Origin of the sequence: Embleya sp. NPDC050154 (assembly GCF_044460165.1) — a bacterium.
In the GTDB taxonomy this organism is placed as follows: domain Bacteria; phylum Actinomycetota; class Actinomycetes; order Streptomycetales; family Streptomycetaceae; genus Embleya.
On sequence record NZ_JBITJP010000028.1, the window covers coordinates 1 to 12751 of the forward strand.

Genomic DNA, 12751 nt, shown 5'->3' on the forward strand with positions numbered 1-12751 from the left:
ACCTCGGGGTGTTCGGTGATCAGCCACGGCGGCGGTGCGGCGGTCATCGTGGCCAGATCGGCGGTGATGCCGTGCGCGGCGAGGTCGTCCATGACCCGGTCGAAGTAGCCGAAGTCGTAGGCGTCGCGCGCCGGTTCGACCCGGGCCCAGCCGAAGATCGCGAGGTTCACGACGGTGACCCCGGCCTCGGTCATCAGCTTGAGGTCCTCGGCGCGGGTGGCCTCGGGCCACTGGTCCGGGTTGTAGTCGGCGCCGAAGCCGATGCCGCCCAGGCGCGCGCGCAGCGCGGCCACGCGGCCGGCGGGAGTGGGTGTGGTGTCGTTCATCGGTGCGTTGTGGCGCGGCAGGGCCTAGGGCCACCGGTCCGTGCGCCACTTCTCCTTCGAGGTTACGGGGCGGGATCCGGAGGCACGTGCCCCCCGGGATGTGCCGGTTCGCGGGGGACTTCGAGCGCCGCGCATTCGCCGCCGACCCACATTGGATTCGCGGGCACGCGACGCGCCCGTGTGGGTGCTTCCGGTTCGGTATGGGTTGGGGTTTCGTTGGGCGGTGGTGGTCAGGCGCCGAGCGGTGCGGCGGTGCTGTCGCGGACGATCAGGTTCGACGCGACCGAGGTCGCGCCGCGGACGTCCGCGTGGCCGACGCGGAATTGGTCGAGCAACAGTGCGACGCACTGCCGGCCGACTTCCTCGAAGTCCTGGTGGACGGTGGTGAGCGAGGGCAGGAACCAGGCCGACTCGGCCAAGTCGTCGAAGCCGACGACGCTGACGTCATGGGGTACGGCACGGCCGGCCTCGTGCAGGGCTCGCACGATGCCCAGCGCCATCTGGTCGTTGCCCGCGAACACCGCGGTCACATCGGGGTTCGCGGCGAGTTCGAGGCCGGCCGCGTAGCCGCTTGCCGCCGTCCAGTCGCCGTACAGCAGTGGGGGAACGCGCGAGCCGGCGTCCTTGAGGGTGCGATGCCACGACTCGGCACGGCGGCGGGCCGCGTACGAGTCCTGGGGGCCGGACACGTGCCACACCGTGCGGTGGCCCAGGTCGAGCAGGTGCTCGGTGGCCAACCGGGCGCCCTCGGCCTGATTGGTGTCGACTCCGGGGTGACGCCGCGTCTCCTCGCCGTCTACCACGACGACCGGCAGGCCGGAGGGTAGCCGGAGCGCGGAGGTGTCGAGGATCTGCGCCTCGATCAGGATGATGCCGTCCACGGCCTGCATGGTCAACCGGTCGAACGCCTCGTGCACCGCGCTCTCGGTCTGCGCGCGCACGCTGACCACGTTCACCGAGTAGTCCGCGTCCTGCGCGGCCGACACGATGGCTTCGAGCGTGCGGGCGTTCCCGTACGCGTTCAGTCCGAAGCTGATCACGCCGAGCATCCGGAACTTGCCGGTGGCCAGTGCCCGGGCGGCCGTGTTGGGTCGGTAGCCGAGCATCCGCATCGCGGCGAGCACGCGTTCGCGCGTCGCCTCGTCGACGTTGCTGCGGTTGTTCGCGACGCGCGAGACGGTCTGGCTGGAGACCCCGGCCATCTCGGCGACGTCGGCCATGGACGGGGCGCGCTTGCGCGCTGTGGCGGATCCACCCGTCCCGGGCGTCGCCGGTCCACCTTCCTTCGGCATACCCCGGTCCTTTCACTCACCGCGTGGCGCTCTGGCAGCGCACGAGTCATGTTTGCGCAAACACGAAGTCAGGTCAACGGGGTTGCGATCGTGACCTGAGATTGTCGGTTCCGAGGTACCGATGGCGGACTATTTCCGACTTCTTGCCCCACGGTCGACTATTGACAGCACGACATGCTGAGGACACACTCTCGAATCGCAGCCGAAATGTTGGCGCAAACATCAACGAGCGATCCTCGTTTCCGCGATCCCGCCCCCTTCCACCCGAACCGCCTGCGATCCGTCCTCGATATCGAGCCCGGCGTGACGCAGCGTCCCGGAGGACCTTCCGTGAGACTCGACTCGGCCCCGCGTTGCCGCAGAGGTCCGCGGTGAAGCGCGGCGCCCTACGGCGCAACCTCACCGGTCATGCCTTCTTCGCCCCCTTCCTGATCGTCTTCGTCATCGGCGTTGCCGCACCGCTCGTCTACGCGTTCCGGCTGAGTCTGTACGAGGATCGGATGATCGGGGGCACGGTCTTCGTCGGCTTCGACAACTATTCGAAGGCGCTGAGCGACCACCTGTTCACCGCCGGGCTGGCCCGGGTCGCGCTGTTCTTCGCGATCCAGGTACCGCTGATGCTGACCCTGTCGCTGCTCATGGCATTGGCCATCGACAGCGGCCGGTTGCGTGCGCCGGGCCTTTTCCGGGTGGGCATATTCATCCCCTACGCGGTGCCCGGCGTGGTCGCGGCACTGATGTGGGGCTACATCTACGGCGACCGCTTCGGCCTCGCCGCCGAGGTTGGTGACCTGCTCGGCACGAAACTGCCCGATCTGCTCGGTCCGGACTGGATGCTCGCGTCCATCGGCAACGTGGTGACCTGGTCCTACGTCGGCTACAACATGCTGATCCTCTACGCCGCTCTGCGGGCGATCCCCGACGAGCTCTACGAGGCCGCCGACATGGACGGCGCGGGTTCCTTCCGCAAGGCCTGGAGCATCAAACTCCCGGCGCTGAAGCCGGCGTTGCTGCTGGCCACCACGTTCTCCGTGATCGGCAGCTTTCAATTGTTCAACGAGCCGAGCATCCTCCAGACGCTCGCCCCGGCGTCGGTGCCGACCAACTACACCCCGAACCTGTACGCCTACAACCTCGCGTTCAGCGGCCGCCAGTTCAACTACTCGGCCGCCATCGCGGTGGTCCTCGGTGTGGTGACCGTGTTCGTCGCGTACCTGGTCCAACTCGCCACCGCACGACGGGAGCGCATGCAGTGAGCACTTCCACCCTGCCGGATCGACCGGCCGTAACCGACGAGGCACCGACCAGGTTCCTGCGCCCGCGCAGCCGCCGACCGCGGCGCGGGCGCCGCGATCGCAAGAGCGCCGCGCTGACCGTCGCGATGGCGCTGATGCTTGCCTATACCCTGTTGCCCCTGCTCTGGCTGATGTTCGGTGCGACCAAGTCCAACGAGGGCCTGTTCTCCTCGCGCGGGCTCTGGTTCGCCGACGACTTCGCGTTGTTCGACAACATCCACGACGTCTTCACCTACGACGACGGCATCTATCTGCGCTGGTTCGCCAACAACCTGCTCTACTCGGTGGTCGGCGCGGGCGGCGCCGCGCTGATCGCCACCCTCGGCGGATACGCGCTGGCCAAGTTCGATTTCGTCGGACGCAGGCTGATGTTCGCACTCGTGGTCGGGGCGATCTCGATCCCGGGCACCGCGCTCGCGGTCCCCACGTATCTGCTGTTCAGCGACGTGGGCATCGTGAACACCCCCTGGGCGGTCATCCTGCCCTCCCTGGCCAGCCCGTTCGGCCTGTACCTGATGCGCGTGTACGCGGCCGACGCGGTGCCGGACGCGATGCTGGAGGCCGCCCGCATGGACGGCGCCGGCGAACTGCGGATCTTCTTCACCATCTCCCTGCGACTGCTCATGCCCGGCTTCGTCACGGTGCTGCTGTTCGCGCTCGTGGCGACCTGGAACAACTACTTCCTGCCGCTGATCGTGCTCAACGACCCCAACTGGTTCCCGCTGACCGTCGGCCTCAACCGGTGGAACGGGCTCGCCAACGGCGGCAGCGTCGCGGGCGACACGCCCATCTATCCGCTGCTGCTCACCGGCAGCCTGCTGGCGATCGTGCCGTTGGTCGTGGCCTTCCTCTTCCTCCAGCGGTTCTGGCAGTCCGGCCTGTCGGCCGGTGGCGTCAAGCAGTAGCGGATCTCTCGTTCGCCCGATCCGCGGCCGCTCGCTCGCCGGACTGTCGTCGGCTCCACCACCCCTTCGTCACCCACCCGTTCCCACGTTCGCTTGTCCTCGACCACGCGAAATACCTCTGGAGTGGCACACATGAACGCAAGACTGCCGATCGTCCGCCGACGCACGGCACGCGGGATCACCGCCGCGACCGCCGCGACCCTTGCTCTCGCGCTGACCGCGTGCGGCTCGGACGGCAAGTCCGACGACCAGGGCGGCGGCAAGAAGTCCGACCCCACCGCGGTTGCCGGAGCGCTCGACAAGCCCGCCGAGATCACGTTCTGGAGCTGGGTGCCGAACATCGAGAAGACGGTGGCCCTGTTCGAGCAGAAGTACCCGAAGGTCAAGGTCAAGGTCACCAACGTCGGCCAATCCGCCGACGAGTACACCAAGTTGCAGGCCGCGCTGAAGGCCGGGACCGGCGCCCCCGACGTGGCGCAGATCGAGTACTTCGCGCTGCCGCAGTTCGCGCTCACCAAGCAACTGGTCAACCTCGCCGACTACGGGGCGGCCTCACTCCAGGACAAGTTCGCCAAGTCGGCGTGGTCGCAGGTCAATGTGGCCGGCGGGATCTACGGCATCCCCCAGGACACCGGACCGATGGCGATGTTCTACCGCAAGGACATCCTCGACAAGCTCGGCGCGACACCGCCCAAGACGTGGGCCGAGGTCGCCGAACTCGGCAGGAAGATCAAGGCCGCGAATCCGGAGAACTTCGTCACCTACGTCGACCCGGGCGACGCGGGAATCGGCAACAGCATGATCTGGCAGCAGGACGGGAAGCCGTACCAGGTCACCGGCGAGAGCACGGTCGCGGTCAAGCTCAAGGGCGACCCGGGCGCGGACAAGTGGGCGGCGACCTGGGGACAAATGCTCGCGGACAAGACCGTCGACACCACACCGAGTTGGAACGACGAGTGGTGGAAGTCCATGGCAGCCGGCAAGTACGCGCTGTGGATGACGGGTGCGTGGGCGCCGGCCGTGCTCCAGAAGAACATCCCACAAAGCAAGGGCCAATGGGCGGTCGCACCGATGCCACAGGGTCAGGACGGGGCGCCGGCCGGCTCCGAGAACGGCGGGTCCGCGGTCGCGGTGACCAAGCAGGCCAAGAACAAGGAGGCTTCCCTCGCCTTCGCCCAGTGGCTGAACTCCGACCCGGAGGCGGTCAAGTCGCTCAACAGTGATGTCGGCCTTTTCCCGGCGACCAAGGCGCTGCTCGAGGACCCGGCCTTCCGCGGCGCCGAAGTCCCGTACTTCCCGGGCTCGAAGCCCAACGAGGTCCTCGCGCAGATGTCCGAGGCCGTCCGGCCGGGATGGCAGTACCTGCCGTTCCAGGTGTACGCGAACAGCATCTTCAAGGACACCATCGGCCAGGCGTCCAAGCCCGGCGGCGACCTGCCCGGAGCGCTCTCGACCTGGCAGGAGCGCATCGTCTCCTTCGGCAAGGACCAGGGCTTCACGATCAAGTGACGCTTGCTCTCGTCGCGGGTCGAACAGCACTCCCCGGGTGCTTGTTCGACCCGCTTCGGCACGCGTACGCGTCACATCCGGAAATCAACCCCCGACATCCTCCGCGCCGGGCAGGCCCGCGGCATCCGTGTCGGCGTCCGAGTCCACAGCGGCGTCTGCGGCTGCATCGGCGCCGCCGTCGGCCCCGGCAACCGCAGCGCAGGCTCCGGCGTCTGCCGCCGCCGCGGAAGACCTCCCCGCCGACAACGACACCGACACCGAAGTCGGTGTCGGCACCGACACCGAAGTCGACGGCGGCACCTTGGCCGGGACACGGGAGACCGACCACACACCGGTCATCCTCGTCTGTGCCGGGGCACTACTGGCGACCGGCCTCCTCGTCGCCGTCCGCAGCCGCTCACGGGCCAGGCGCAGGGCAAGCCGGTAGCACCAACCACCGCTCCCTGCACACGACTTGACCCCAGGATGCAGTTCCCTTCCGCCTGCGTGATCCCACACCCGCCGCACCGGTCCGACGACAGGAACCGAACCGGCGCAGCGGCATCGAGTCGGGTCCCGGGTCCCTGATCATGCGGTCGGACCCCCGCAGAGCCATCCGATCTCCTCCCCACGGGGGAGGGACAGGAGGCGCGGCCCTCATCCGGGCCGCGCCTCCGCGCCTGCCGACGCCCCACCATCAGACTCACCGCACTCACCGGCATGCGCCCGACTGCGCTATTCCGTCCGACACCGGCTACGCCGTGTGGACTCCGTCGGATACGCGTGGGCCACCGGGGCACGCACATTGCGACCCCGAGTTCGCTCCGCGACGACTTCACCGCGGTCGAGGCCGACGTGACGGCCAGAGGCGTGCCTTCAAGGCAGGGGGAGACGAACGCGCCGGCTTGCTGTGGTCACTCGGGCTCGAGCAGACGCCGCGTTGGCGGACCGGCATGGAACCCGGGAACGGTCACACCTCGCGGGGGCGCGCCGGTTCGGCGCGTGAGGTCGCGGTCGTCGGCCGGCAAATCACGCCGCGCGACGGGCAGTTCGACGTCGGGAATCGAATGCGTGGGGGTTGAGGGAGACGACCTACCCGGGTCGGGGCACCGCGCGGGGGCGTCCGGCCGGCCCGGGCGCGGGGATCAATCGCAGCCCACCATGTGCAGCACCTTGATCGTGCCGCCCTTGCGAATCGGCGCGCCCTCGCCGGGACTGAAGCCCCGAAGTCGGCACATGCGAAGGTGGTCGCCGTACGGCAGGTCGAACTTGAGACCGGCCGCGCGCACTATGGCGAACGCGTCGGGCATGTACCGGTTGTAGAGGTTGGGCACCACCGTCATGGCGCCGTCCTCCTTTGCCACCGTCACGGTCACCGTGGATCCCGGGGAAGCCGCCGCGCCCTCCGCGGGGCTGGTCCGCAGCACCGTGCCCGCAGCCGAGGTCGAGGTCTCCTCCACACGGGTGACCATGAAGCCGAGGGCGATCAGCCGGGCCTCGGCTTGCTCGTACGGGAGGTTCGCCACGCCCGGTACGCTCACCGTCGCGGCGGGGGTGCTCGCGGACGCCGTCGGTCCGGACAACGTGACCGTGATCGTCGTCTTCGCGGGGTGCACCTTCCTGCCGGGAGCCGGATCCGTCGAGGCGATCTTGTCACCCACGCCCACAACGGTGTAGCGAAAGCCCTTCTCGCGCAGGATTGCCAGGCCCTGGGTCCGGGACTTGCCGACCACGTCGGGTACCGCGACGGTGACGTCGGTCGATGTGCTCGGCGTGATCGGCGCGGGAGTGTCGGAGACGGATGGGCTGCTCGTGGCGGTCGGCAAGGCCATCGCCGACGATCCGGTCACCGGCTGCGCAGCCGGCCCCTCGGCGTCGCCGGGTCCCGACGCGCCGAGCCTCACCAGGACGACAGTGACCACGAGCGCGGCGGCGACTCCGGCCATACGGAGCCCGCGGCCGCGACCTCCGTGCAAACCCCCATACGGGTCGCCCGATTCGTAGGGGTCCGCCGCCGACACGCGCCGGCCCCGGCGATCCGCGGACGCGGCGCGGATCGAGAACACCGCGACCGCCTCCACCCTCGGGTCCCTGGTGGAGACCACTCGGATCACCACGTCGGTGTTCGCCGGCTCCCGTTCGATCGATTCCTCGAACGCACCGCCCGCACCGAAGTCGGGCGCTGGGACACCGCCGTCGCTCGGGACCCGGGTGGCGACGTCGAGATCGTCCTGCCCGACCGTATACACGATCGCCCACACCCGCCGTTCGCCCGAGAAGACGTCGGGAAGGCCGGGCCGGTCCACGGCCGTCCGCGACTCGGCATCCGGCGCGACCCGCAGTTCGTAGCGGTCGAGCGCGCTGCCGGCGTTGCGCAGGTTCAACCTGACCATGACCGTCTCACCGGGTCCGGCCGTCACCTCGCGCGGTTCGCACCACGCCTGCACGGCATACACCGGATTTCCCGATCGCTGACCGCTCAGGTCGGCTCCGCACTGCCCGCCCGGGCAGTAGACGTCGGTCTCCGCGTATGGCGAGCCGCACAACACACACCACAACACGTTCGTCGTCCCTCTCGATCTTCATACCAACGTTCCCGCGCACGGGTGCGCACCGCCGCTCGCACATCGCGGGGGCGTCCGGAATCGCTGTTCACGGAGCTCTTGTCCTGCGTCATCGGGTCGGACCGGCACGACGATTCGTGCCGGTCCGACCCGATGATCCGATCCGCTCAGGCCCGGGGACGGCCGCGACGCTGGTTCGGGTACAGCGCTCCACCACCGATCGCCATCAGTGCGACCGCCGCCCGGTGACGGGGACGGCACCGGTGTCGTTCCCGCCGGTCTCGGCGAGGTCCTTGCGAGTCACGCACCGGGACGACCGGCAGCCGCGGGGCCTGCTCGGGCACTCGGCCTCCGTGGCCGAATCGGCGCCCGGCGTGGTCTCGATCCGTTGTGCCGCTCGCTATGTCGGCAGGCCGACGGCGCGTTCGCCACTGCGGCGTTGTTGGATGACGACGGCGACGACGAGGAGGGCTCCCTGGGCGACGTTTTGCCAGAAGGAGTTGACCCCGACGACGTTGAGACCGTTGTCCAGGGCGCCGAGCAGGAAGACCGCCAGCAGCGTGCCGCCGATGCCGCCCTTGCCGCCTTGGAGGGCGCAGCCGCCGAGTGCGGCGGCGGTGATGGCCTTGAGTTCGAGGCCCTCGCTGCCGGACGTGGGTTGTCCGGAGCCGGTGCGCGCGGTAAGGATGACGCCGGCGATCGCGGCCACCACGCCGGCGAGCGCGTAGACGGACACGAGATACTTGTTGATGTTGATGCCGGCGAGGCGGGCGGCGGTGTCGTTGCCGCCGATGGCATAGATGTTGCGGCCGATGTCGGTGTACTTGAGCAGGACGTGCACGGCGGCGGCGACCAGGAGCAGGGCCCAGATCTGGACGGACAAGCCGAGGATCTTGCCGCGGGCGAGGAAGATGAAGAAGTCGTTGCCCAGGACGTAGCCCTGCGCCCGGCCGCCGGCCAGCAGTTGGGCGACGCCCTTGTACGCGGCGAGCGTGGCCAGGGTGGCGATGACCGGGTTGACCCGCCCGTACACGATGACGATGCCGTTGACGACACCCGCCGCGATCCCGACACCGATCGCGGCGAGGATGCCGACCGCCGCGTTGCCGCCGGCCGAGGTGAACGCCATCGCGCTGACCACGGAGGCTATGCCGGCCTGCGAGCCGACCGAGATGTCGAGGGCTCCGCAGATGATGACGACGGTCTGTACGACCGCGAGCAGGCCGGTCACGGCCACCGTGTCGCCGATCACCGTCATGTTGGCGGTGGTCAGGTAACCGTCGTCGAGCCAGGTGAAGATGCCGACGACGGCGATCAGTGCGGCGATGAGGCTGGTGTTCTGCGCGCCGATCGCGGTGGTGACGCGGCGTGGGAGTGCCCGGGCGGATCCGCCGGCGGTGGGGGTGGGCATCGGTGCTGGTGCCTGCCTGGTCGTGGCGGTCATGACGGGTTCCCTGGAGTCGATTTGGCAAGGTCGTAGGCCATGGCGAGGGCGAGGATGCTCTCCTCGCTTGCGGCGGCGCGGTCGAGTTCGCCGGTCACCCGCCCGTTCTGCATGACGACGATCCGGTCGGCGAGGCCGAGGACCTCGGGGAGTTCGGAGGAGATGACGAGGATCGCGACGCCGGATTTGGCCAGTTCGTCGATGAGGCGGTAGATCTCCGCCTTCGCGCCGACGTCGATGCCGCGGGTGGGCTCGTCCAGGATCAGGAGCTTGGGACGGCGGGCGAGCCAGCGGGCGAGGACGACCTTTTGTTGATTGCCGCCGGACAGCTTGCGGACCTCGTGGTCGATGGACGGCGTCCGTACGCCGAGCTGCTCGACGAACTGCTCGGCGAGTTCCCGTTCACGTCGCGAGCTGACGAACCGCCGGCGTCGCAGTCGGTCGAGGACGGCGATGCTGATGTTGTAGCGGACCGAGCCGGTCATGAACAGCGCCTGGGCCTTGCGTTCCTCGGGGGCGTAGCCGATGCCGGCCCGCACCGCGTCCCGGGGCATGCGTAGTCGAAGTTTTCGGCCGTCGACGCGGACCTCGCCGGAGCGGATCGGCAGGTCCCCGACCAGCGCCGCCGCCAGTTCCGATCGTCCCGCGCCGACCAGGCCGGCCAGCGCGACGACTTCCCCCTCGCACACGTCGAGGTTCACCTTGGCGACGTGGTCGGTGGTCAGGTTGCGTACGTCGAGGACGGTTTTGTCGACGGGGTTGCGCTTGCGAGCGAACATTGCCGACAGGTCGCGCCCGACCATGAGTCGCACGACCTCGCCCTCGCCGGTCTGCGCCGCGTCGCGGATGCCGGCCAGTGCCCCGTCGCGCAGTACCGCGATGCGGTCGGCGAGCCGGAAGATCTCCTGCATCCGGTGGGAGACGTAGATGATGGCGAGCCCTCGGTCACGGAGCTGTCGGATGAGGCCGAAGAGGGCCTCCACCTCGTGATCGGACAGGGAGGATGTGGGTTCGTCGAAGGCCAGGACGGTGGCCTCGGTGGTCAGCGCGCGCAGGATCTCCACGAGTTGGCGTTGTGCGGGCGAGAGCTGGGAGCCGAGCGTCTGCGGGGCGATGGCGTGCGCGAATCCGAGGCGCTCGAGGTCGGAGCGCATGCGCCGATACAGAGCGGCCCGGTCGAGTATTCGACCCTTCTTGCGCGGCAACGCGCCGACGTAGACGTTCTCGGCGACGCTGACGTGCGGGACGATCTCGGGTTCCTGCGCGATCACCCGGATTCCGTGCCTGCGCGCGTCCGCGGGGCTGTGCAGCTCGCGGGGGGTGCCCGCGACCATGATGCGTCCGTCGCTGGGACGGTGGTCGCCGTTGATGATCCTGATCAGAGTCGACTTGCCGGCACCGTTCTCCCCCATCAGGGCGGTGACCGTGCCGCGAGGGAAGTCGAGGGTGATGCCGCGCAGGGCGTGGACCCCGGAGAACTCCTTGTGGATGTTCTCGACCGTGAGCGCGGATCCGGGCGAGTCGAGGGGCGGGCTTTGCGTCATGACTGACCTCGGGGCGTTTCGGGGAGTCGCGACGACGCGGGTAGACGTCGGGTCGTCGCGACTCGCACCGGTCGGTGCCGTCGAAGGCGACGGCTTTCAGGTCGTTGCCGCCGTGGGCGGGGGCTCGGTCAACTGCACTTGAGGCCGGACTGTTGCCAGTTCGAGGGGTCGACCATCTTGGTGGTCGCGAACGCCTCGGGCGCGAAGGGCTTGCCGTTCTTGAGGCGGTCGACCATCGTCTGCACGGCGAGACCACCGACCTCGTAGCCGTTGATGAACAGCGCGGCCTTCATCCCGCTCGGCTTGCCGGAGCCCCAGTCCTTGCAGGCCAGGTAGCCGCCCAGGCCCACTCCCACGACGTCGGCCGCCCCGTAGCCGCCGTTCTGCAGTGCGGTGACCGCGCCGCTGACGTTCTCGTCGTTGCAACCCCACACGATCCAGTGCTTGATCGAGCGGTTGCCGCTCATCGTGGCCGCGGTCTTGTTCTGGGCGTCGGGCGGGGTGTTGTCGGTGCCGACCTTGAGCAGCTTGACGTCCGCGCCCGTCGCCCGCTTGAACGCCTCGTGTGCCGCGTTGACACGATCCGAGCAGACCGTCACGTCCTGCTTCCACGCGGCGATGATCGCGGTGTCCTGCGGAGCCCAACCCGCCTTCTTGAACTCCTCGGCGGCCCGGTCACCGACCTGGGTGCCCATCTGAGCCCCGCTGAAGCCGACACGTGGCACCAATTGATCAGCGGAACACTTGGTCGGATCGGCGCCGTTCACACAGATCTGGTCATCCGACGCCAAGAGTGCCGCGCCGTTCTTCGCTATCTCGACGACCTGCGGTCCCACTGCGGGGTCCGGCACGACGATCACCACGCCGTTGTACTTCTGTGCCAGCGCCGCCTGGACCTCGCTGACCGCCTTGTTGGTGTCGTTGCCGAGGTTGACGACCTTCAGATCGACACCCAGTTCCTTGGCCTTGGCCTTGGCCCCGTCCGCTTCGTCGATGAAGTACTGCTGGTCACCCTGCTTCTGCAGGTACGCGATCTTGACGTTCCCCGACACGGGAGCCGTGTTCGACGTCGTCCCCGCCTTGCTGTCTTCCTTGCCCGACGAGCAGGCGGTGAGCCCCACGGCGAGCGCGAGGGCGGCCACCATCGCGGCGCCGTGCCTACTGCGTCTGCGGTGCATCATCATCGATCTCCTTGGGGACAGCGGGGAGCTTGCGATTGTCAAACAAACATCTTCCGACGCAACCACTCGCGACGTGAGGCATATATCTAGCAGTTCAAACATTAACCAACAAGACTCATTTCGGTAACGCAACATCGTTCGTCGAACCAAGCCCGAAACATGCCGGTCTGAGACCGAGACGGAAGTGAAACGAGGGATGAGACGAACGTTGGCACGTTGGAATGTGTTGGATTGCCGTTGCGCCAAGCAGGGTGCTTGGGATAGCGGCAGGTCGGAGACCGAGTTGGATCCCGGAACGGTCGCGGATCGGGGCAGGATCGGACCGCGGCCTACGGCGGGGGTCGCACGCCTCGCACCTGACGATTCGACGGAACGAAGGCGTCGGCGGCGGATCAGCGATCGCCCGGGCACGCGATGAAGCGACCGGGGTGGACTGCGGCTCCATCGGGGCGGGGGTTCACGAGGCACGCCCGATCGGCAGCCGCGCACCTGCGCGGGGTCGCCGGGCGAGGGCGGTCGCGCCCGGCAATGAGGTCACATGCCAGGCGAAACCATGACCAGGGCCTTGACCCGGCGTCTGGTGGACGCCCCGGGGTCACGGTAGCCACGAACTCGGTTCCGATGCCCGCCATCTTGTATCAATTCGGTCATATCGATCAAACCATGGTGGCGTCCGACCAGGGCATGGTGGCGGGGGGCGGGCTTCGCTCCC

9 protein-coding genes are annotated in these 12751 nt (G+C 68.6%); 3 read left to right on the forward strand and 6 right to left on the reverse strand.

The genetic code is table 11. The features are described 5' to 3' along the window. Positions 1-326 (reverse strand): beta-galactosidase (locus ACIBSV_RS40625; RefSeq protein ID WP_395872314.1); only part of this gene is annotated, 326 nt, incomplete at its 3' end. 230 nt (positions 327-556) lie between these two features. Continuing rightward, entirely contained in the window at positions 557-1546 is a 990-nt protein-coding gene (locus tag ACIBSV_RS40630) for a LacI family DNA-binding transcriptional regulator (RefSeq protein WP_395872554.1), read from the reverse strand. Positions 1547-1989: 443 nt separating this feature from the next. Here ACIBSV_RS40630 and ACIBSV_RS40635 point away from each other — a divergent pair, with 443 nt between their 5' ends. The 3 genes from ACIBSV_RS40635 to ACIBSV_RS40645 all read left to right on the forward strand — a co-directional run bounded on the left by ACIBSV_RS40635 (position 1990) and on the right by ACIBSV_RS40645 (position 5327). Beyond that, on the forward strand, positions 1990-2874 hold the full coding sequence (locus ACIBSV_RS40635; protein WP_395872315.1) for a carbohydrate ABC transporter permease: 885 nt from the start codon (positions 1990-1992) through the stop codon (positions 2872-2874). Then, entirely contained in the window at positions 2871-3818 is a 948-nt protein-coding gene (locus tag ACIBSV_RS40640) for a carbohydrate ABC transporter permease (RefSeq protein WP_395872317.1), read from the forward strand. The genes ACIBSV_RS40635 and ACIBSV_RS40640 overlap by 4 nt, the downstream gene beginning before the upstream one ends. A 132-nt stretch (positions 3819-3950) precedes the next feature. Next, positions 3951-5327, forward strand: coding sequence for an ABC transporter substrate-binding protein (locus tag ACIBSV_RS40645; RefSeq protein ID WP_395872319.1), 1377 nt, complete (start codon positions 3951-3953; stop codon positions 5325-5327). 1124 nt (positions 5328-6451) lie between these two features. Here the strand turns inward: ACIBSV_RS40645 and ACIBSV_RS40650 are convergent. The 4 genes from ACIBSV_RS40650 to ACIBSV_RS40665 all read right to left on the reverse strand — a co-directional run bounded on the left by ACIBSV_RS40650 (position 6452) and on the right by ACIBSV_RS40665 (position 12039). Continuing rightward, positions 6452-7699, reverse strand: a complete 1248-nt coding sequence (locus ACIBSV_RS40650) for a PASTA domain-containing protein (RefSeq protein ID WP_395872321.1) — start codon at positions 7697-7699, stop codon at positions 6452-6454. 571 nt (positions 7700-8270) lie between these two features. After that, positions 8271-9314 carry an ABC transporter permease gene (locus ACIBSV_RS40655; RefSeq protein ID WP_395872323.1) on the reverse strand — a complete coding sequence of 348 codons (1044 nt, stop codon included), beginning with the start codon at positions 9312-9314 and terminating at the stop codon, positions 8271-8273. Next, positions 9311-10858: a sugar ABC transporter ATP-binding protein gene (locus ACIBSV_RS40660; RefSeq protein ID WP_395872325.1), complete on the reverse strand. Its 1548-nt coding sequence runs from the start codon at positions 10856-10858 to the stop codon at positions 9311-9313. The genes ACIBSV_RS40655 and ACIBSV_RS40660 overlap by 4 nt, the downstream gene beginning before the upstream one ends. Before the next feature lie 128 nt (positions 10859-10986). Beyond that, entirely contained in the window at positions 10987-12039 is a 1053-nt protein-coding gene (locus ACIBSV_RS40665) for a substrate-binding domain-containing protein (protein WP_395872327.1), read from the reverse strand. Between the last annotated feature and the right edge of the window lie 712 nt (positions 12040-12751).

Excerpts from the sequence above, each read along its gene's own strand:
- ACIBSV_RS40630 (WP_395872554.1), bottom strand. The coding sequence starts at position 1,546 with ATGGCCGACGTCGCCGAGATGGCCGGGGTCTCCAGCCAGACCGTCTCG.
- ACIBSV_RS40645 (WP_395872319.1), top strand. The coding sequence starts at position 3,951 with ATGAACGCAAGACTGCCGATCGTCCGCCGACGCACGGCACGCGGGATC.
- ACIBSV_RS40650 (WP_395872321.1), bottom strand. The coding sequence starts at position 7,699 with ATGGTCAGGTTGAACCTGCGCAACGCCGGCAGCGCGCTCGACCGCTAC.
- ACIBSV_RS40655 (WP_395872323.1), bottom strand. The coding sequence starts at position 9,314 with ATGACCGCCACGACCAGGCAGGCACCAGCACCGATGCCCACCCCCACC.
- ACIBSV_RS40660 (WP_395872325.1), bottom strand. The coding sequence starts at position 10,858 with ATGACGCAAAGCCCGCCCCTCGACTCGCCCGGATCCGCGCTCACGGTC.
- ACIBSV_RS40665 (WP_395872327.1), bottom strand. The coding sequence starts at position 12,039 with ATGATGCACCGCAGACGCAGTAGGCACGGCGCCGCGATGGTGGCCGCC.